At 46.7% G+C, this 19,694-nt stretch carries 20 protein-coding genes; 11 read left to right on the forward strand and 9 right to left on the reverse strand.

Features of this window, described 5'->3' with window-relative positions:
* Positions 1 to 158: 158 nt before the first annotated feature.
* On the reverse strand, positions 159 to 1,265 hold the full coding sequence (gene wecB, locus Q502_RS03565; protein ID WP_099828995.1) for a non-hydrolyzing UDP-N-acetylglucosamine 2-epimerase: 1,107 nt from the start codon (positions 1,263 to 1,265) through the stop codon (positions 159 to 161).
* Between the two features lie 154 nt (positions 1,266 to 1,419).
* Between wecB and murJ the strand changes: the two genes are divergently transcribed.
* Positions 1,420 to 2,928, forward strand: a complete 1,509-nt coding sequence (murJ, locus tag Q502_RS03570; protein WP_099828996.1) for a murein biosynthesis integral membrane protein MurJ — start codon at positions 1,420 to 1,422, stop codon at positions 2,926 to 2,928.
* A 3-nt stretch (positions 2,929 to 2,931) separates the two neighbouring features.
* Here murJ and Q502_RS03575 read toward each other — a convergent pair whose 3' ends face one another.
* Both Q502_RS03575 and Q502_RS03580 read right to left on the reverse strand, forming a co-directional pair.
* Positions 2,932 to 3,684, reverse strand: coding sequence for a histidinol-phosphatase HisJ family protein (locus tag Q502_RS03575; protein ID WP_099828997.1), 753 nt, complete (start codon positions 3,682 to 3,684; stop codon positions 2,932 to 2,934).
* Between the two features lie 3 nt (positions 3,685 to 3,687).
* Complete coding sequence (locus tag Q502_RS03580) at positions 3,688 to 3,996, reverse strand: polyhydroxyalkanoic acid system family protein (RefSeq protein ID WP_099828998.1); 309 nt, start codon at positions 3,994 to 3,996, stop codon at positions 3,688 to 3,690.
* An 86-nt stretch (positions 3,997 to 4,082) separates the two neighbouring features.
* Between Q502_RS03580 and Q502_RS03585 the strand changes: the two genes are divergently transcribed.
* The 8 genes from Q502_RS03585 to Q502_RS03620 are packed head-to-tail and all read left to right on the forward strand — an operon-like array spanning position 4,083 to position 10,053.
* Entirely contained in the window at positions 4,083 to 4,640 is a 558-nt protein-coding gene (locus tag Q502_RS03585; RefSeq protein WP_099828999.1) for a PolC-type DNA polymerase III, read from the forward strand.
* A 2-nt stretch (positions 4,641 to 4,642) separates the two neighbouring features.
* Positions 4,643 to 5,929, forward strand: coding sequence for a PhoH family protein (locus Q502_RS03590; RefSeq protein WP_099829000.1), 1,287 nt, complete (start codon positions 4,643 to 4,645; stop codon positions 5,927 to 5,929).
* A gap of 9 nt (positions 5,930 to 5,938) precedes the next feature.
* The gene (locus Q502_RS03595; protein ID WP_099829001.1) at positions 5,939 to 6,181 is read left to right on the forward strand and encodes a DUF4911 domain-containing protein; all 243 of its coding nucleotides are present in this window, start codon (positions 5,939 to 5,941) and stop codon (positions 6,179 to 6,181) included.
* A complete protein-coding gene (locus tag Q502_RS03600) occupies positions 6,159 to 7,211 on the forward strand; it encodes a YqeG family HAD IIIA-type phosphatase (RefSeq protein ID WP_099829002.1) in 1,053 nt (350 codons plus the stop codon). The genes Q502_RS03595 and Q502_RS03600 overlap by 23 nt, the downstream gene beginning before the upstream one ends.
* The gene (locus Q502_RS03605) at positions 7,208 to 8,314 is read left to right on the forward strand and encodes a GTPase (RefSeq protein WP_099829003.1); all 1,107 of its coding nucleotides are present in this window, start codon (positions 7,208 to 7,210) and stop codon (positions 8,312 to 8,314) included. Before Q502_RS03600 ends, Q502_RS03605 begins: the two co-directional genes overlap by 4 nt.
* A gap of 14 nt (positions 8,315 to 8,328) precedes the next feature.
* On the forward strand, positions 8,329 to 8,922 hold the full coding sequence (gene pduL, locus Q502_RS03610) for a phosphate propanoyltransferase (protein ID WP_099829004.1): 594 nt from the start codon (positions 8,329 to 8,331) through the stop codon (positions 8,920 to 8,922).
* Positions 8,922 to 9,716, forward strand: coding sequence for a DUF72 domain-containing protein (locus tag Q502_RS03615; RefSeq protein WP_099829005.1), 795 nt, complete (start codon positions 8,922 to 8,924; stop codon positions 9,714 to 9,716). The genes pduL and Q502_RS03615 overlap by 1 nt, the downstream gene beginning before the upstream one ends.
* Positions 9,717 to 9,723: 7 nt before the next feature.
* Positions 9,724 to 10,053 carry a hypothetical protein gene (locus tag Q502_RS03620; RefSeq protein WP_099829006.1) on the forward strand — a complete coding sequence of 110 codons (330 nt, stop codon included), beginning with the start codon at positions 9,724 to 9,726 and terminating at the stop codon, positions 10,051 to 10,053.
* Between the two features lie 28 nt (positions 10,054 to 10,081).
* Here Q502_RS03620 and glgP read toward each other — a convergent pair whose 3' ends face one another.
* The 3 genes from glgP to rpmE form a co-directional block, all read right to left on the reverse strand.
* Entirely contained in the window at positions 10,082 to 12,649 is a 2,568-nt protein-coding gene (glgP, locus tag Q502_RS03625) for an alpha-glucan family phosphorylase (RefSeq protein ID WP_099829007.1), read from the reverse strand.
* Between the two features lie 155 nt (positions 12,650 to 12,804).
* A complete protein-coding gene (locus Q502_RS03630; RefSeq protein WP_099829008.1) occupies positions 12,805 to 13,173 on the reverse strand; it encodes a S1 RNA-binding domain-containing protein in 369 nt (122 codons plus the stop codon).
* 50 nt (positions 13,174 to 13,223) lie between these two features.
* The gene (rpmE, locus tag Q502_RS03635; RefSeq protein ID WP_099829009.1) at positions 13,224 to 13,433 is read right to left on the reverse strand and encodes a 50S ribosomal protein L31; all 210 of its coding nucleotides are present in this window, start codon (positions 13,431 to 13,433) and stop codon (positions 13,224 to 13,226) included.
* 62 nt (positions 13,434 to 13,495) lie between these two features.
* Here rpmE and Q502_RS03640 point away from each other — a divergent pair, with 62 nt between their 5' ends.
* Together Q502_RS03640 and queA are read left to right on the forward strand one after the other, a co-directional pair.
* On the forward strand, positions 13,496 to 14,548 hold the full coding sequence (locus tag Q502_RS03640) for a ribonuclease (protein WP_243392225.1): 1,053 nt from the start codon (positions 13,496 to 13,498) through the stop codon (positions 14,546 to 14,548).
* Complete coding sequence (gene queA, locus Q502_RS03645; RefSeq protein WP_114794114.1) at positions 14,529 to 15,539, forward strand: tRNA preQ1(34) S-adenosylmethionine ribosyltransferase-isomerase QueA; 1,011 nt, start codon at positions 14,529 to 14,531, stop codon at positions 15,537 to 15,539. Before Q502_RS03640 ends, queA begins: the two co-directional genes overlap by 20 nt.
* Positions 15,540 to 15,580: 41 nt before the next feature.
* On the opposite strand, the gene Q502_RS03650 is transcribed toward queA, so the two are convergent.
* Genes Q502_RS03650 through Q502_RS03660 form a run of 3 tightly spaced genes read right to left on the reverse strand, consistent with a single transcriptional unit; the run spans position 15,581 to position 19,669 of the window.
* Positions 15,581 to 17,035, reverse strand: coding sequence for an AI-2E family transporter (locus Q502_RS03650; protein WP_099828518.1), 1,455 nt, complete (start codon positions 17,033 to 17,035; stop codon positions 15,581 to 15,583).
* 1 nt (position 17,036) lies between these two features.
* A complete protein-coding gene (locus tag Q502_RS03655; RefSeq protein WP_099828519.1) occupies positions 17,037 to 18,032 on the reverse strand; it encodes an asparaginase in 996 nt (331 codons plus the stop codon).
* Positions 18,029 to 19,669 (reverse strand): radical SAM protein, encoded by a 1,641-nt coding sequence (locus tag Q502_RS03660; protein ID WP_099828520.1) that lies wholly within the window; start codon positions 19,667 to 19,669, stop codon positions 18,029 to 18,031. The genes Q502_RS03655 and Q502_RS03660 overlap by 4 nt, the downstream gene beginning before the upstream one ends.
* Positions 19,670 to 19,694 lie beyond the last annotated feature (25 nt).

A 19,694-nucleotide genomic window follows, 5' to 3' on the forward strand; every position in this document is an offset into this window, starting at 1 on the left:
CTTCTACATCGCTGCCAACCGGGAGATAGACGACACTCTAATGACTTCAGCGTTAGTTGATCATCTGAAGATAAAATTCTCTTCACTTTCGGAGCTGTACGAATACTTCTGGGAGCTCAAGATGAAAGCAAGCGAGGATTAGCAGTCGGTAAATGGATCTACAGGTTTTTACAGAGGTGATCAGAGATCCTTTTTGACGCGGTACCATCTCCGAACGGATTTCTTGCCTTCGCCATACGCTCATATTCCCGTGAATCGCTGAGAAGTCTCATTGTCTCCATGAAGACGGCTTCTCTACTTGTTCCTACAAGCTTGGCAGTACCTGCTTCGATCGCTTCTGGTCTCTCCGTCGTGCGCCTCAGTACCAATGTCGGCTTTCCAAGAGCAGGGGCCTCTTCCTGGATTCCGCCAGAGTCCGTGAGTATGAGCTTTGATTTCTCCATCAAAGAAATGAAGGGAAGGTAATCGAGCGGATCAGTCAAGACTACCCTGTCGTGTTCTTCAAGCTCCGGATAGACGACTTCTCTGACGGCAGGATTGAGATGAACCGGAAAGACAACTTTCATCCGGGGGAACTCGTTGAGGACATCCTTTATTGCTTTCATAACTTCCTGCATCGGTCTTCCCCAGTTTTCCCTTCTGTGCATGGTTACTAGAATGTAGTCATCACCCTCCACACCAAGCGCTTCTCTGAAGCTCGAAGTAAGCCTGGACTTGTTGCTTGTTACCCACAGCAGGGCATCGATGACAGTATTGCCTGTAACAAGCATGTTTTCTTCAGGCACTCCTTCTTTAAGCAGGTTAAGCTTTGATTTCTCAGTTGGAGGATAGTGGTACGTTGAAATGACTCCGTTGAGCCTTCTGTTGACTTCTTCAGGAAAGGGATCGTAAACGTTGGCGGTCCTCAGCCCCGCTTCAACATGACCAACTGGGATCTTATGATAGAAAGATACCAGAGCGCCCGTGAAAGTAGATGTGGTATCACCCTGAACGAGCGTTGCATCAAACTTGTTCTGCAAATATATCTCGTCGAGTTTTTCGATCAGTCTGGAAGTAAGGCCCGAAAGAGACTGCCTTTGTTGCATGATATTCAGATCAAAGTCGGGTTCTATGCCGAAGAGTGAGAGAACCTGATCGAGCATCTCTCTGTGCTGGGCCGTAGCAATTACAACAGGCCTAAGAGAGGAATTCTTCAGCGCCAGATAGACAGGAGCCATCTTCACTGCCTCCGGTCTGGTTCCGAATATCAGAGCTACCTTTTTCATATTTAGCAGCCTTGGGGCTTTCCCTCCTTAGGATCATTCGTAATAGCCATGCTCAGTATATCATAGTTATCAACTTCGCTCGTGACTGGACATCTGAGACTTCTCTCCTATCCAATCCTTCGACCATGTATTATAATCTTCTCTGGAGGTTTCTATGACGGCTAGCACGGTCAGAAGCACGGCTCTTTTTGCAATAGCAACGTTGTTATCAAGAATTACGGGTCTCGTCAGAGACTCCCTTTTTGCCAGCTATTTCGGCACGTCGGCTCAGTACGACGCATATTTAGTTGCGATCATGATTCCCTTCTTTCTCAGAAAGATCTTTGCAGATGGAGCGATGACGATGGCTTTCGTTCCAGTATTCAACGAGAAGCTGAAGAGCTCGAGAGAGAGAGCTTTTATGTTCGCTTCTACCGTTCTCATATTCGTAGTTATTGTCTCGGGCTCGATTTCAGCAGCGGGAAGCTTATTCTCTGACGGGGTTGCCTCAGCCTTTGCCGGAGGCTTCGATCAATCAGCACTTGAACTGACCTCTCAACTTATAAGGATCTCCTTTCCGTTTATTGTACTAGTATCTCTTTGGGCAGTCTACTGCGGTGTTCTCAACAGTCTCGATGCCTTTTTCATTGCGGCAGTCTCACCAATGTTCATAAATCTCTCGACGATCGCTGGAATTTTGCTTTCAGGAAGGTTCTCAACTCCAATTGTCGGTCCTACAATCGGATTTCTTGTCGGAGGAGTCATCCAGCTCGGCGTGGTCGCTCTCTCCGCAAGATCAAGGGGCTTTGTCTTCAGGCCGGGCTACAACAAAAGCGATGTCAGGGAGTTCCTGCTCCTGTTCCTTTTTTCTGCGATTTCCCCGGCGATCAACGAAATCAACTCCTTTGTCGATATTAGAGTGTCAACTGAGCTTGGGAGGGGAGCCGTATCGAGTCTTGGATACGCCCAGCGGCTCTATCAGCTTCCTCTAGGCGTCTTCGCAATCGCGGTGGCCACGGTAGCGCTTCCGAAACTTTCAAAACTTACCGGAGAAGGTTCTAAGGAGAAATTCAGGAGTTCTCTATGGGACGCGTTAACCGTTCTCGCCTTTTTGATTATCCCCTCAACACTGGGACTTCTTGTTCTCGGCGAAGGGATTGTCCGTATTCTGTTTGAGAGAGGTTCGTTCACTCCTGCAGATACGGCCTTAACCACAACCCTCCTTTACGGGTACACTCTGGGACTACCTTTCTATGGATCTTACGGTGTTCTATCAAGGGCATATTATGCAAGGAAGAGCCCCAGGACGCCCACAATAATCTCTGCGATCATGGTTGGTGTGAATGTGGTTCTCGATATATTGCTCGGTTTTACAATAGGACCTTTGGGTGTGGCATTAGCGACAAGTATTGCGGGAATTGTCGGTACAGTCATCGTATCGGCAGCACTCCTCAGATGGACCGGATATGAAAAGGCGAAGGTTACGGCCATGCTGAAAATCATCGTTGCTTCTCTTGTCATGTCCGGACTAATGTTTTTTGGGAAGGCAGTCTTTGGAACGGGATCTATTTCAACGTTGATAACTCTGACTGCAGGGACCGCAGTGTACTTTCTATTTATAAGAATTCTCGGGCTTGGTAACTTAATGAAATTCAAGAATCTGCTGAGAGGAAGAGAAAGTTAGTCTCTAGATCTCCTGGAGCTGGATGGGAACATACTCCATCCTTTCACAGTAGAAGATCTCTTCTACGCCAATCTCCTTTAGCAAAGAGACGGCGTCGTGTATGTAGCTGCCAACGTCTTCCTTGCGGTGAGAATCCGACCCGGCAGTTATGACCCTTCCCCCAAGAGAAACATACCTCTCCACGATCCAGCGCTGCGGGCTCGGTTCTTTGTACGGGTACCGCCAGCCGGATGTGTTAATCTCTATTCCGATTCCAACTCGAATAAGCCTTTTCAGTAATTCGTCCAGAAGAATTCGATTATCAAGAGGTCTATGACCTGGAATATACCTTCTCAGAAAATCTATGTGACCGAAGAAGCCTGGCCTCTCTATTTCCGAAATCGCCTCGATAGCCTCTTCCAGGTAGAGCGTCCAAAGGTTCTCTACCGAAAGATCAATTACTCCCGGTACTCCATGTACCGAATAGATGAAGTAATCGAAGTCTCCATCAGGCGGTATCTTAGCGCATGACTGGAGACCTACTTCAAGTCCGGATAGAACCTTTATGTTCGACTTCTCTTTTAGGCTGGAGAGACTCTCCAGATAGCCCTCCGGATCCTTGAGCCTGAAGCTGAATGGGAAAGAAGAGTCGAGATCGTCATGATCGGAGATGCCTATCACTTTCAAGCCTTTTCGAGTGGCTTCTTTCACGATCTCTTCTATAGGCGTGGCGCTGTCTGGAGAAAACAAGCTATGATTGTGAAGATCTATCGGCAATTCTCAGTCACCGTCACTTAGAAGCTTCTCAAGTTCTGCCTTCAATGTCTTTTCGATCTTCCCTCTGAATACGGCTAGAGAAACGGGAAGAGTTCCACTAACAGATACTTCTCTTTCAGTGACATTCAAATAGCCATCGGTCTTAATCCCTGCCGCTTTCAGATGAAACTCGAGAAAATCATCTTTCCAGGACGAGTCCAGAGTGAACTTCCCTTCATAATCACTCTTAAGCTCTTCGATTCTTCTCATTAACTTCTTCTTGGCGTTCTCACTGCCCAGATCATGATTTACAGTTACTGATAGCTCTTTCAATTGGATCACCTCACTCAATTGTATAGTAAACAAGTGGTCAGGAGTGTAAGCAGTTCTCATGGTAGAATTTTCACGGAGGGTTTGAAATGAAGAAGATCTACTTAGTCATTGACACAGAGACCACCGGGTCCAGTCCGCTCTCTGGTGATAGAATTCTTGAAATAGCGGCAATCCCGGTGTATGGGAACAAAATCCTGCACAATCTCTCATTCCAGTCTCTTGTGAATCCACTTGTTAAGATACCGGCGCAAATAACAGGGATTCATGGACTGAAGAACGAAGATGTGTCGGAAGAGCCCACTATGGCAGAGGTCTTTCCAAGATTTCGCGACTATGTTGGTGGGGCGACACTCGTGGGGCACAACATCGTGAACGACATGACTTTCTTCGATATCGCATCGAAGGAAACGGGAGTGCTGCCACTCGTAAACAACTATATAGACACGATTGACATCGCTCATGAGGTTTTTTTCGAAGGTCCATACAGCCTCACCAATATTGCCAAGAGATTGAAGATAAGAGATGTTCCTACTCACAGAGCTATGGACGATGCGAGGGTAACGGCGAAGGTCTTCCTTGCCTTGGCTAGGAGACTGGGCGGAGTATTCGAAATGATCAAGTATGAAAAGAAGTGGAGGGGTTAGGTTTGATCAAGGATTTCATTCTCGACACCAACGTTCTGGTTCACGATCCGTATTGCTTTATTAATTTCGAGGACAATAACATTATTATTCCCTTTCCCGTTCTGGAAGAGATAGATAAATTGAAGAAGAACTCAGGTTCTGTCGGTCAGAATGCAAGGAAGGTTAACAGGTTTCTCGATTCCTTAAGATCAAAAGGGAGACTCACAGAGGGGATAAGGCTTGAATCAGGAGGTACACTGCGTATTGCAGTGTTCAACGAATTCAAGAGCAAGCTGCCGCCTTTTGCTGCAAACGACTACAAAGACAACGCCATTCTGCTTTACATGATGGAGCTTAATCTCGTAGAGAAACTACCTGTCATTTTAGTCAGCAAAGACATAAACATGCGAGTAAAGGCAGATATTATGGGACTTAAAGCAGAAGACTATTTGCATGACAAGGTAGAGATCGACGACAAGCTTTCAGGCATAACGACAGTAGATGATGCTTCTCTCAGGGATGAATTCATAAATAAGGACGAGCTCTCAACTGGAAGACTGCCAGAACCTGTCGGGGCGAATGAGTTTGTCGATTTTGGACGAGAGATTTTCGGAAGAGTTGTACCGGACGGGAAGAAGATAGTTCCTCTTGAAGTATCGATGGAGTCTGGCAGTTGGGGCATAAAACCGAGAAACCGCGAGCAGATGATGGCAATGGAGCTTCTGTTGGACGATAGCGTAAGGGTCGTGTTCATACCTGGAATGGCTGGCACCGGAAAGACTCTAATCTCTCTTGCCTGCGGGTTGAGAAAAGTAGTGGATGAGAAGAAGTACGAGAGGCTCCTGGTGGCAAGGCCGATCATTCCAATGGGCCAGGACATCGGCTATCTTCCCGGTTCGATGGAAGAGAAGATCAACCCGTGGATGACTCCCATATACGACAATCTCTATATGTTGTTCAACAACCGCCACATGGACCTGAATGCCTTCATGAAGAAGGGAGAGCAACTTCAGGTAGAGGTTTTAAGTTACATTAGGGGGAGGTCCATTCCCAATCAATACTTCATCATCGATGAGGCCCAGAATCTTTCGCCTCACGAAATCAAGACGATTATTACGAGGGTGGGCGAAAACACGAAGATAGTCGTGATCGGCGACCCCTATCAGATTGATAATTCATACCTTGATGCATACAGTAATGGGTTGACCTACTCCGCCTCAAGGCTTACAAACAAATCGCTTGCGGGCCACGTGACCCTAACAAAGGGTGAGCGCTCTGAACTGGCGAGTCTGGCTGCCGAGCTGCTGTGAGGTTGTCGGATGAATGAAGCACTGGAGTATGATCTCTTTATTAGGATCAGGCCGGAAGACATCCACGTATTGTGTTATATTGCAGAAGCAGAAGACAATCTGATGAATATAAGGCATGTTACAGATGAAGGTCTACTCAAAATCATCGTTCCTGCTGGTCTGCTGGAGGAACTCAAGAGTTTCCTTCAGAGTATCAAGAAGCGGATAGATTTGGAAGTGGTGGAGATTCGTGCGAATCCTGGACATACTTGATAGTGCCGTACCAAACGACAAAGCCGAGAATGTGAGGAAGATAGACTACGACAAGCTCCGGAGGCTAGGTTACAACACCATTCTCTTTGACTACGACAACACGATAGCAGTCTGGAGAGAGCCATTCGATATGAGGAATAAGTCGGTAATCGACGATCTCATAGCTGCCGGGATGAAGGTCGCTGTTGTCACAAACGGTCCGCAATCCAGAGTGAGGAACCTAAGAGACCTCTTTGGAGAAAAACTCAGGATTTATCACTCGATGAGAAAGCCCGGTACCAAGGAACTCCGGAAGGTTCTGAGCGATATGAAGTCGCGGCCTGAGAAGACGGTAATAATAGGAGACCTTTTCTTCACAGATATTATTGCGGGGAACAGAATGGGGATGTATTCGATCTTGGTGGCACCACTGGTCGATATTAGCCAGAAGTGGTATAAGAGGCTTCTGGGGAAGATGACGATTGCAGCTTATTTTGTCTTCTTCTTCAGTATTGGCTGGATCTTCAGAACGGGAAGGCTGGCCACGCCTCATTTGTTTGCCGAAGGCGTTATGGACATTGATTTTGATGCGTTGAAGGAGTCCGGTTATAAACTTGTGATCTTCGATTTCGACAATACCCTTGAGCCCTGGGGAGCAAGCTCGGTCTCGAAGGAGAAACGGTTGCTTCTCAGCAGAGTGGAAAGACTGGGTATGGAGGTCGTTCTAATTTCAAATGGCAAGCCGGGCAGGCTCGGCAGAATCAATGATGAGCTGGATTCAATAAGGGTAATCAGCCGAGCTAGAAAGCCTCTGACATTCAAAGCCAAACGAGTGCTTAAGGACTCTGATATTCCATCATTCAAGACAGTGGTAGTGGGAGACCAGCTCTTCACAGATATGATTATGGGTAATCTTCTAGGGGCGTACACAATAAAGGTCGAACCTATTTCGGAGAGAGAATTCTTCTGGACGAAGCTTGTAAGAATGGTTGAAGGTCTTCTTCTAAGCAAAATGAAAAAGCATCCAGAGGTGGAGGCGCTTGATAGATGAGATGTAGCGGATGTGGTGTGGAACTACAGCATGAAGACCCGGAAGAACTGGGATACCTACCTGAATCGGTTTTGGAATCAAGGCTCCAGGCTGGCAAGGAGATAATGTGCCGAAGGTGTTTCTTGATAAAGCACTATAGTTCTTTGCCTGAGAACGATTCCGTGTCACATACACTCGATAACCTTAAAGAGTACCTGAAGCTTGCGCGAGAAGTGATTTACGTAATCGATATCTCCGATTTTGACGGCACCTACAGGAAGGATATTTCTCAACTACTCAAGAACCATTCCGTTCACTATGTTTTAAACAAGATAGATCTCCTTCCCAAAGAGGTGAAGGTTGAAGAGATAAGGGAGTGGGCGTCGGACATTATCAAAGAGCCTGTGATCAGAGTGAGACCCGTCTCTGTACTGGGCAAGTACGGACTGAATTCGCTTTACGCCTATCTGAAGTCCGCAGCGGAGGAGTTTGTCTCGATAGGAGTGACTAATGTTGGAAAGTCCTCTCTTCTGAATGGGCTCATGCGTTCAGAAGAGATAATAGTGAGTCGTTTCCCCGGAACAACTGTAGAGGTAGCTTCGAAGACTCTGAAAAACTCAGCTGTGATTGTTTACGATACTCCCGGGATTTTCACGAACGACAGGCTGACGGATTTGATGAGTACCGAGGATCAGAGCAGGCTTCTTGCCAGAAAAAGACTCAAAAAATCTACTTTTCAATTTCATGATGTTCGAACGGTTTTCCTTGGCGGATTCGTGAAGATAGACGCGAAAAATCAGAGCGATCCAGTCGGGATATTTCATACTTTTGTCCCGGAGAGCGTCTCGGTGCATGAAACTAACCCGAACACCGCTGCCAAAGAATGGGATAGTTGGTTCGGCGATATACTGAGACCTCCCTTTGATAGATCGAAAAGAGGTAAGTATAGATGGGAGGCTAAGGAATTCAGGCTTCGTACCGGTCAGGAGCTTCACATATGCGGCCTGGGGTGGATAAACGTAGCTAAAGGTCCACTTACAATAGTTCTAACCAGGCCTAAGAACGTAGCTCTGAAAGTGAGAAAAGGACTCGTGGGTCCTAAGAAGTTCAAGAAAAATAGATAACTGGAGGTGTTTTTGTGAAGCTTAAGCAACCTGCGATTAAAGCTGGAGTTTCGAATCGGCATTTGCATCTGAGTGAGGAAGACATCGGTAGACTCTTTGGAAGTGGTCATCAGCTCACTCCAATAAAGGATCTGGGTCAACCCGGACAGTTTGCATGTGACGAAAAAGTGATCCTTGTCGGTCCAAAGGGAGCAATAACAGGAGTGAGGGTACTGGGGCCTGCAAGAAAGGCAACACAAATAGAAGTATCCAGAACCGATGCCTTCTCTCTGGGGATCAAACCCCCGATAAAGGATTCTGGCGACCATGCCGGGACTGCCGGTCTCACGATTGTAGGACCAAAGGGAACGGTTGTACTGAACTCAGGAGTGATGCTGGCAAAAAGACACATACACATGACTCCTGAGGATGCAGAAGTCTATGGTGTGAAAGACAAGGATATCGTTATGGTTTACGCGGAAGGTGCAGGGACTAGAAGGGTAATCTTCGACGATGTTCTAGTCAGAGTACATTCCAGCTATGCGCTTGAATTCCATGTCGATGTTGACGAGGCCAACGCTGCAATAATTAACAACAACGATCCTGTATACATAATAGAGGAGCTATAGTGATCTACTTGGGAACGAGCGGATACTCATTTCCCGACTGGGTAGGAACTGCTTACCCCGAAGGAATAAGCTCTTCCCAGATGCTCAGGTATTATCACTCTGTCTGGAAGTTCAATTCTGTTGAACTGAATTTCACATACTACAGGATGCCATCGCTGAAGACGATAACAGGCATTTTACGGAAGATTCCAGGGGAGATGACTTTTTCTGTGAAGGCGCCTGGCCGGGTGACTCATGAATTATGGAAGGGTGATTCAAGGGGCCTAAGGGAAGTCTCAAGTGAGTTCTTTAGTGCTTTACTTCCAATGAGAGAAGAGGGCAAATTGGGTCCGACTCTCTTTCAGTTCCCGTGGTCTTTCAAATTCAATGAAGGAAACGTGATGTATCTTGAAGAGGTTGCCGACTCTTTCGATCCAGAGAGTAATCTTCTCGCTTTCGAGTTCAGACACGATAGTTGGGCGAACAAGGCCACTTTTGAAGCTCTGGAGAGGATTGGCGGAATACCCGTCACGGTCGATGAACCATCTATCGGCGAGTTGTTTCCTTATATCCCCAGCGCCGGTGCCAAAGGTGCTTATTTCAGGTTCCACGGCAGAAACTCGAACTGGTTCAGAAGTAGCGGAAGCGAAAGATACAACTACGATTATTCGGAAGTTGATCTGAGAAGTTTTGCCCTCGATGTGCTAGAATTTCATAAACGTGATATGCCCGTCTATGTGTTCTTTAACAACTGCTACATGGGTAGGGCAATTCATAACGCTCTTCAATTGAGAGAAATGCTAGGAGGTGCCTGAATAGACGATGACGTTTCCTGATTATATAAATGTTGTTTTGAGGATGATAGCTGAGGGAAATGAAAGCCACGAGATTTACGAACAGCTCCAAAAGCTGGGACTAAGAGAAGCAGAGATTGCCGAAGTCTACAATGCGGTTGTCGGCATTATTTCTTCGGGTTCAGAGTCGACAGAGACCATTCTGGACGGTGAATACGACCCCAGGAAGAGAGTCTTCCTTGATGAAGAACTTAGAGCCATCATGACCGTTCCCGGTCTGTACAAGTCGCTGCTATGGGGAGCGATTTCTTCTGGAGAGTTCGAGAGAACTTTGACAGATTTCTCTATGAATAATTAAAAACCCGCCTTAAAGGCGGCGGGTTTTTTCATACAATCCATTTCGCAGCAGGTATGAAGTATCTGTCAGGCAGCTTGTCAGGGTTTGGAATTACCCTTACGGTATAGGCCAGATCGCCCTCTTCGGATACTGTGAACTTTCCTCCGTAAACGTATTCTCCATGAACGTCTTCCTTAACGAGCTTCATAGGGTACAGACTGAAACTGTCCAGCTCTCCTTCTTCGTTCATCTTTGCTACGAAGATCTCGACGAGAACTTCAGAGGGATCGAGTGTGCCCAGATAGATATTTGCCGATAGAGATATCTCCTGACCTACCTTCACTGACTTGGCTGAGGATTCTCCCTGCACGTTAGGTTTGATCCTTATGGCGTTCCAGCTGGAACTGAACTTGTCTTTCCACACGGCTGCGCTCTTGGCGAGTTTGAAGCCATCTCTTTCAGCCTCTTCAGAAAGATCTGCAGCGGGGAAATACAGATCGTTCGCATAGTCAATGACCATCCTGTGAGTATTGAATCTACTCCCAATCTCCTTTATGGAGTTCTTCATTCTTTTCGCCCATTGTCTTGCAACACCGTCTTTGTCTCTTGAGTAATAGAGAGGTATTATCTCCTTCTCCAGAGTGCTATATATCGAGACCGAGTCTATTCTGTCCTGGAGCTCATGGTCCTTGTAGTCTCTGTTGTCTCCTATGGCCCAGCCGTTTTCCCCGTTGAAGCCTTCAACCCACCAGCCATCGAGTACGCTGAAATTTAAAACGCCGTTCATGCCGGCCTTCTCACCGCTCGTTCCGCTGGCTTCGTGCGGTCTCCTCGGCGTATTGAGCCAAATGTCAACCCCGCTGACAAGATGCCTTGCGATATTCATGTCGTAGTTCTCGACGATGATTACTCTGCTCTTGAACTCGGGGGTTCTGGAAATCTCATAAAGCTTTCTTATAAGCTCCTTGCCGGGATCGTCTGCAGGATGGGCCTTTCCGGCAAAGACAAACTGGACAGGTCTTTCAGAGTTAGTGATTATTGATTTCAATCTGTTGATGTCCTTAAAGATAAGAGTTGCGCGCTTGTATGTAGCAAATCTCCTGGCAAAACCAACTGTGAGCACATTTTCGGGAAGGGCTTCCTCTACTTCCAGAAGATCTTCTATCGTCTCTCCTAGTCTCATTCTCTGTTTCTTAAGCCTGCCCTGAAGAAATCCTCTTGCCCTTGACTTGAGGGACATGTGAAGCTCCCAAATCTCTTTTTCGGGAATGCTATCGACCCCTTCCCACACCTCTGGGTCGTATACCTTTTCATGCCAGCCTTCAGGCAGGTACTTGTCGAGCAACTCGACGAGGTTAGGATTGAGCCACGTCCAGATATGGACACCGTTCGTCACGTGGGTTATTGGAACCTCAACTGCGGGCAAATCCGGATATATGTGGTTCCACAGGTTTCTGCTCACTCTTCCGTGTAGCTTGCTTACGCCATTGGCGAGCGCAGACAATCTCAACGCTAGAACGGTCATGCTGAAATGTTGGCCCCCGCCAGGAAGCTTTTCAATCCCTAGATCTATGAATTCGTCTCTTTCGGTCTTCATTTTGCTCCAGAAGTCCCGGAAGTACTTGTCAATCATGTCAAGACTGAACGTATCATTGCCTGCAGGGACCGGTGTGTGAGTTGTGAAGACACTGCTCGTCTTGACAATCATAGAAGCCGTCGAGAAATCCATTGAGTCTTTCTGGACGAGCTCTCTTATTCTTTCGACCGACAAAAAGGCGGCGTGACCCTCATTCATATGCCAGACTTTTGGAGAGTATCCGAGCATTCTCAGGGCTCTAACTCCACCGATGCCTAACAGTATTTCCTGCTTTATTCTCATCTCGCGATCTCCACCATACAGAGTAGCCGTGATCTTTCTATCATCGGGCTCGTTCTGAGGGATATCGGTGTCGAGAAGATAAAGCGACGTTCTGCCTATGGCTGCCTTCCATATCTTAGCCCATACTTTTCTTTCGGGAAAATCAACATTCACGAATACTTCATCACCGGAAGCGTCCAGCGCAGGAATTACCGGGAAGTCTTCAAACTCATAGGAATGATACATATTCTGCTGCCATCCAGATTCATCTATCATCTGCTCGAAGTATCCATTCCTGTACAGAAGGCCGACTGCGACGAAGTTAAGTCCTAGATCGCTTGCTGTCTTAAGATGATCACCGGCTAGGATTCCAAGGCCGCCCGAATAGATTGGAAAGGATTCATGAAAGCCATACTCCGCACAGAAGTACGCTATACACTGATTCTTTCGCTCACCATGGGCCCTTTCAAGCCAGGTGTCCTTTCCAGCAATATACTCATCGAATTGCCTTACTACGCTTTCGTACATTTCCGCGAAGTCTTTGTCTTCAGAGAGTTCATAAAGCCTGTTCTGGCTGACCCTACGAAGCAAACGCACCGGACTTCTCTTCTCCTGATACCACATCTCAGGATCCATGTATCTGAACATTTGCTGAGCAGGGTAATTCCAGCTCCACCAAAGGTTTCTCGCAATCTCTTCGAGTCTATTCAGTTTTTCCGGCAGTCTCGGTACCGCCATAACCTTTTCAAGGAAGTACATCAATATACCCTCCTAAATTCTGGTGTTATGTCCAATTATACCTTGTTAGGAACGATCTTGCTCTTTTATTGTGCTCTTGCTCATTGTTACTGGTCGGTATGCCAAACAAAAAAGGGAGCACTGCTCCCTTTTTATATCTGTTGGACTATTCTGCATTATGGCCTTTTACGGATACCTCTTTTCTTGTCGAGTCTTCTCTTAAAGGCAGATATCTTCTCGCCGCTATCTCTCATGAACTTGGCCAATTTCTTTTCGAAGTCCTGACTTGTCGTTCCTTCTTCTGAACCCTTGGCCTTGAGATCTTTGATTGACAGTTCCCACTTTCCGTCCTTCGTCGTCCCAAGAACCTTTGCTTCCACTTTCTGACCGACTTTGAGATAGTCTTCAATGTTCTTCACGTACTCTCTTGCCACTTTGGAAATATGAATGAACCCTTCCTCACCGCTTTCAAGATTTACGTACGCTCCGAATTTCTTGACAGAAGTTACACTTCCCTCAACAACGGTACCCACTTTCACACTCACATGACTAACCTCCAATTGACTATATACTTGAGAGAGCGCAGAGCGCAGACTCAGTAATTGTCTCCGTATTTGTTTCTGAACTTCTGTACTCTTCCTTCAGTGTCGAGAATCATTGAAGATGCATCTCCACGGAAGAAGGGGTGGCAGCTGGAACAAAGGTCAATCTTTATGTTGTCCTTTGTCGAGAAGAATTTGTGTTCTGCGCCACAGGTACACTTTACGGTAATCAGCTTCATCTCAGGGTGCATTTCTTTTTTCATCGGGGCTTCACCTCTTCATGTTGTAATTTGCACAAAACTCATTATATCATAGAGAGGAAAGCGTGTCAAAGACTTACTTATGGCTGAAAGCTGTCGTAGAATGGAGAATAGTGATGATTACAGATGTTTTGAGTAGACTCAAACAGTCGGCCTCTTCTCAGGGCTTCTATACTTATTATAGCAAAAGAAAGGAACACATCGAAAGACTGTCTAGTCACCTTAAGAAGAACCCTGTGAGTAGTGCAGCAATTGCAAAGGTAAGAAAACGGATTCCCGATCTGAGCTCTCTCTCTTATGAAGAGATGGAGTTTTCAATAGACATCCTTAGAGAACGAGACAAATCACCTGAAGAAAGGGTCGATTATGTTTCGTCTCTGTCGAAAGCTTCTCTGGCCAGTATCGGTCATTTGCTTTTCTTGATCGATCCCAGAAATAACCCGCCCGTTACCGGCCCTATCATAAAGGAAATCAAATCGGTAGACGACTATAAAGAATGGCTTTCCTTCTGTAAGTCAATCGGCAGACATGGAATCCAGAACTTCGTCATGCTTGAGGCAGCGCTACTGTACGAGAGAGACGATTTGGCCCAGAAACCCGATCTTGCTTACAGAGTTGGCCAAGCGGTGTATACTAACATCACTGAACTCGAGCTGTTGAGAGGGGCGATTTCCAATCTGTCCAGACAGGAGAGGAGAGGACTGGCGAATCTAAAGTTCACGCATCCGTATGTGAAAACGGTCCTCTTATCTAGTCATGCAAGATCGGTAGTTGTAGATGGAAGCAATATAGTATTCTCGAAGAGCGAACATGCCGATCTTAACAGAATCGATAACCTCTTCCTTAGAATGTCGTTTTGTAGAATCGCCTTGTTCCCTTACAGGATCGTCTTTGATGCCAACATCAGGTATACTCTCGGCGGTTTCCAGCAGGAAAGCCTTAACAGACTGCTCTCGTTGCCACAAGTTGAGACCTATTCACCTGCTGATGATAGGATAATCTTCCTCGCGAGAGAGAACAACTCAGTGGTTGTCACCTACGATAGATTCCTGGATCATTTGGTTGATGATATAAAGATAGTGCGGCCGGAGGACATAGATGAAAGTCTCAGACTTTGATTACGATCTTCCACAAGAATTGATTGCTCAGGAACCCGCTGATCCGAGAGACAGCTCTCGACTGCTGGTGATCAACAGGGAGACAGGCCTATTTGAACACAGAGTCTTCTCAGAAATCACTGAACTCCTTCGTCCGGGTGATGTTCTGGTGTTGAACAACAGTCGGGTCGTCCCGGCGAGACTAATAGGTAGAAAGGAAACAGGTGCCAGTGTGGAAGCCCTCTTGATAGAAAAACTGGGCTCAGGCCTCTGGAAAGCGATAGTGAGACCTGGTTCCAAGATCAAGCTGGGAAATGAGCTTATCTTCAGAAGCATCTCTTGTAAGGTCGTAGAACACTGTGAAGACTCTAGCAGGGTCCTTGACTTCCATGGAGCTGCCGATGAAGAGATAAAAGAAGCCGGTCTTCTTGCGATTCCTCCGTATATTCACAAGTATCCGGATAATCCCGAGTCTTATCAGACTGTGTATTCGCAGAGAGAGGGCTCAGTCGCTGCCCCTACCGCAGGGCTTCACTTCACGGATGAGCTTCTCGGATCCATTGAGAGCAAAGGAGTTGCTATCGAGTACATCACGCTTCACGTTGGAATAGGAACATTCAGGCCGGTGAAATCAGAGGTCTTGAATGAGCACAAAATGCATAGCGAGTACTTCACGGTATCATCGGAAACGGCAAAGACGATAAATGACGCGAGAGCAGAACGCAGGAGAATTGTCGCTGTGGGTACCACAACAGTTAGAACTCTTGAAAGCATTGCGACACGACACGGGGAACTCGTGGGAGACAGCGGCCAGACGGATATATTCATCTTTCCACCTTACAGATTCCGGATAATCGACTCGCTTGTCACAAACTTCCATCTCCCGAAATCGACTCTCCTTATGCTCGTTGCTGCTTTTGCAGGGAGAGAATTGATTTTCTCTGCTTATAAACAGGCTATCTCTATGAAATACAGATTCTTCTCCTTTGGAGATGCATGTTTTATTATGTGAGCTTCGGGTAGATCATGACAGTCGGCGTTCGTAGCTATCTCTTACTCGCCGAGTTGACCCTGTTCCTCTTCTTCGAGCATCGGTGAGAAGAAATGGATCCACATCATCTTCAATATAATGCCAAACGGAACGGCAACAATCGCGCCAAAAAGCCCGAGCAACTGTCCTGCCACCACAATCATCAAAATGACTATTACTGGATTGATTCTGTTGTAGCCCTTCATGAATACCAGGAAAAGGATGAAGGCCGCCGCGTGAACTATTACTAAAACGACAAGGAGTATCAGGACAAGAACGAGATTCTGTGTGGATACGGCTAGAAGAACGAGGGGCACAATTTCAAGTGGTACTCCCACTATGGGTATGAGATTAGTAAAAGCAGCCCAGAGCCCCATTAGGAGGCTGTATTTCAATCCCATCGACTGAACCACAATGCCGACTACGACCCCCACAATCAATGATATCAGAACTACCGAGATCACGTACCTCTCAAGGTTCTTGTACGTGTCTGAAAGGAAGTTGAGAGCAATATCGCGAATCCTCTTCGGATAGAGTTTTGGAGCGAACTCCTTAACTGTCAGAAAGTAGTAGCTTAGGTAGATCGCGCCCACTATCGTGAAGAAAAGAACGAACCCCGTGGTGGTTACGAAACTGGGTACCTTTTCCAGTATTCCCGGAAGGAATTTCATAAGGCTGTTCTGCACCTGAATGAGAAAATTTCTTACGCTTTCGTAAGTTGCCCTGCGTTTTGCCGGATCGATGTTCTTCGGCATGAAGTATTCCACTACATCTTTCCACAGTTCCTGTGACTGAACTATCATTGCATTCTCCATTACGATGGCAGAAAGCGACTCGGCCACTTCGGGATTCAGATAGTTTGCCACGATGCCATGAATCTCGTCAAATGAAGCTTGCTTATGCTTGCTACTGCTGACAATCACAAGATAGTCACTGCGCTCTTTGAGAGTCTCTTCGAGCAGAGCGAGATCCTGTTCCAACCCCTCCGGGTTTGCAGGTATGGTCCTCATTACGTCAACGAAATAGTTCTTCAGATCTTTAGACAGTAGATCGAGCGAGTCGATCTCTTCATGAGAAAGCTGTGCGAGGAGGTCTTCGTCCGAAAGAAATCTGTCGATGTTCGCATTCACTTCGAAAGAGGTAATTTCAGCCTCCTGAACGGAAGGGAAGAAATCTCTGACAATATTGTAGAATTTCGAGGCCTCCTTTGCGACAGGAGTCGTCAGGAAGACAATCAAAAGAGTTATTCCTGCGAACATAATAGTCAGTCCAATTCCCAAAGAGATTGAACGCTTGATTCTAAAATACTTCTGTGCGAACCTTGCCCAGGGTTCAAGTAAAAGAACAACTGTGAAAGTCGCAAAGAGAATAACGGCAGTTCTTAGTGAAACCGAGAATACCACAAAGCAAATTGCAAGATAGAATAATGTGAATACCGCTGCTTGAAAACGAGGTTTCTTCAGTACTTCACGTCCCACGTCATGCCCCCTTCAAAGGGAGTTTAAAGAGTCTCTCGATTTCCGCCATTTCGCTTGTGATCCCCATTATAACTATCAGTTTGATTCTTGCTTTTATTGAGGACAACTCCTGAGCAAAGATCGCGCCTAAATCGGCCAGACTCTTTCCTCCACCAACATATCCATAAACTCCAAGAACCCTTCCCTTGAAACACCTTGAAGTAATGATAACAGGAAACTCTTTCGCTCTTATTAGGTATTCTACTACGTGATAGACTTCAACGGGTACGTTGCCTCTCCCAAATGTCTCAAGAACCAATCCTCTGAAGCCCAGCTCGGGCAGAATTCTGAGGATCGAGCCGTCATCGCCAGTGAAGGTCTTGACAAGGGCGACTTTCGGTTCAATCTTATCAACGTTAAAAACCGCTCTAAGCAAAGGCTTTCTGAAAAAGATAACTGAATCTTCGTCAACTATTCCAAGCGGGCCATGACCAGGAGAGTCAAAGGTCGCAACGTTACTGGTGTAGGTCTTTGTTACCTCTCTGGCTGCGTGGATTTCGTCGTTCAGGCAGACCATGGTTCCCATTCCAACTGCGAGCGGATTGACAGCAACTCTGACAGATGAGAGCACATTTCTTGGGCCATCGGTTCCCATTTCGTCGATGTTCCTCATTGCTGCTGTGCAAATCACGGGTTTCTCGCTCCTTATTGTTAGATCGAGGAAGTAGGCCGTCTCCTCGAGAGTGTCCGTTCCGTGAGTAATGACTACTCCGCAAACTTCCTCCCTGTCTAAGAGTCCCTGCACCCTCTTTGAGAGGTTCCACATGGTCTCCGGGTTGATATAAGGGCTTGGGATGTTTGAAAACTCATGGTGCTCAACAAGAGCTACTTCTTTAAGCCCCTCGACATTGGCCACGTGTTTGTTTAACCCCTGAGCCGGAATCGAAGCCCTTGTAACAGGGTCGGTTACCATAGCGATAGTGCCGCCTGTAGTAACTAAAACGACTCTCTGCTTCATATTTGCTTTCCTCCTAGTTTTGTCCTAACCAACGATAGTGTCTTGTGCGTTTCGGGTCCCACAATCTCTACCAGTTCTTCTACCGTCTTGGGCCTCTTCATAACTAGCGATCTTGCCCTATCTTTTCCTATTCCGGGCAGATATTCGAGCTCTCTCTCACCAAGCTCATTCAGTTCAGTTCCAACGGGAAGGCCGGTTACAGATCTCATGCCGTGGTCAATAACCACAAAGTCGGTCTTCTCTTTAAAGCTTAGAGGAGTACCGACCAGAATTGGATAAGTACCCAGAGGTCTGCCAAAGTGAACCATTCCATCGCTGTATTCCGGAAGGACGCCTCGTATAACTGCTCCAACAGGGAAGACTGCCCTTAGCATCGAAGTGTCTACTGATTCTCTTATACGTCGCTTGTGATTTTCGAACAATCTATGATCGATTTTCGGCCTCTTCATCTTGGCAATCGCTGTCCCCTGAAAGACCATTACCTGCCTTATATTTATTCTTCGTACAAGTAGCCCCTTGTCTCTTATGCAGACCAGGTTTTCGTAGTCCACTTCGTAACTGTTTCTGCTATGTCCTGGAAGACCATAAAGCAAGTTGATACCCGGAAGCAGTTTCGGGACACCATCAACTCTTGTACCACCTACTTCATTGACCAGATCAATGGCGAACATTATGTCTTCCACGCTTCCTCCGAGGTTATTCCTCTCCCGAACTTCGTTGTCGAAGCTCTCCACGCCGAAAGAAATCGTGTCTCCTGCGGAATTATACCTGACTATCGATTCAAGCACGGATCTCGATTCGACGGGATGGTTGGCAATGAAAATCGGATTTCCGTTGTCAATGTGAAGCACTTCGGGTTCCAGTATGTGTCTGGCTGATTTGAAAAGTTCTTCAATTAAACGTGTATCGAGTTTGTCGCTATTCTTGTGGTAACCGTACGCGATCACGTTTGCACTCCTTCCGAACCTAACTGCCTTTACGCCGAGCCTCCTCAGCGCTTCAAATTCCGAGATAATCCCCTTTAGGTTTCTCCACTCAAAACCTCCGTAGAGAATAGATTCAGTGCAGAAAGAGCAATAGCCGTCACTTCTCTCGCAGCCTGAGGATATGTCGATTTCAGCTATTACATCTGGATAAGAGGGATGAAGTACGATAATATTCGCTCCGGCCTCGTACAGCTTGTTCAGCAGCGAATAACGCGAACCGTCGTAATCTATGCCAAGCAGCTCAGCGAGCTCGAATTCGTCCCTGAAGAGATGATCTGCTCCTAGAAAGCGAGGAGCAAAGGCGGTTGTACCTCCTCTCAGAGTATAGCCAACAGACACTAAGGGACCGCTGACGATTTTCACCGGGTCCTTATTCGCTTCAAGAAGTCTCGATATTTCGGAGCTGGATACCGGGGTTCCTCCTAAGTACCTGCCTGAGGTCGTAACCCCCCCATATACTAGAAGAAAATCGTAGTCGTTTGGTCGGTTCCAATGGTTGCCACTTCTTACCTGATCTATAGTAAGGTAGTCTGTCTCAAATCTCTTAAGCAGAAAGGCGCCGGCCAAAGCTCTGATTCTTGGCGATATGTACGGCGGTACTCCGAAGGCCGCCGGTTCATCGGTGTATCCGTCTATAATGAGAGCCTTCATCAATTACCTCCATGTGCGTGCTATG

It is taken from the genome of Mesotoga sp. Brook.08.YT.4.2.5.2., assembly GCF_003351125.1.
Lineage (GTDB): Bacteria > Thermotogota > Thermotogae > Petrotogales > Kosmotogaceae > Mesotoga.

Excerpts from the sequence above, each read along its gene's own strand:
- wecB (WP_099828995.1), bottom strand. The coding sequence starts at position 1,265 with ATGAAAAAGGTAGCTCTGATATTCGGAACCAGACCGGAGGCAGTGAAG.
- murJ (WP_099828996.1), top strand. The coding sequence starts at position 1,420 with ATGACGGCTAGCACGGTCAGAAGCACGGCTCTTTTTGCAATAGCAACG.
- Q502_RS03585 (WP_099828999.1), top strand. The coding sequence starts at position 4,083 with ATGAAGAAGATCTACTTAGTCATTGACACAGAGACCACCGGGTCCAGT.
- Q502_RS03595 (WP_099829001.1), top strand. The coding sequence starts at position 5,939 with ATGAATGAAGCACTGGAGTATGATCTCTTTATTAGGATCAGGCCGGAA.
- Q502_RS03605 (WP_099829003.1), top strand. The coding sequence starts at position 7,208 with ATGAGATGTAGCGGATGTGGTGTGGAACTACAGCATGAAGACCCGGAA.
- Q502_RS03620 (WP_099829006.1), top strand. The coding sequence starts at position 9,724 with ATGACGTTTCCTGATTATATAAATGTTGTTTTGAGGATGATAGCTGAG.
- glgP (WP_099829007.1), bottom strand. The coding sequence starts at position 12,649 with ATGTACTTCCTTGAAAAGGTTATGGCGGTACCGAGACTGCCGGAAAAA.
- rpmE (WP_099829009.1), bottom strand. The coding sequence starts at position 13,433 with ATGAAAAAAGAAATGCACCCTGAGATGAAGCTGATTACCGTAAAGTGT.
- queA (WP_114794114.1), top strand. The coding sequence starts at position 14,529 with ATGAAAGTCTCAGACTTTGATTACGATCTTCCACAAGAATTGATTGCT.
- Q502_RS03655 (WP_099828519.1), bottom strand. The coding sequence starts at position 18,032 with ATGAAGCAGAGAGTCGTTTTAGTTACTACAGGCGGCACTATCGCTATG.
- Q502_RS03660 (WP_099828520.1), bottom strand. The coding sequence starts at position 19,669 with ATGAAGGCTCTCATTATAGACGGATACACCGATGAACCGGCGGCCTTC.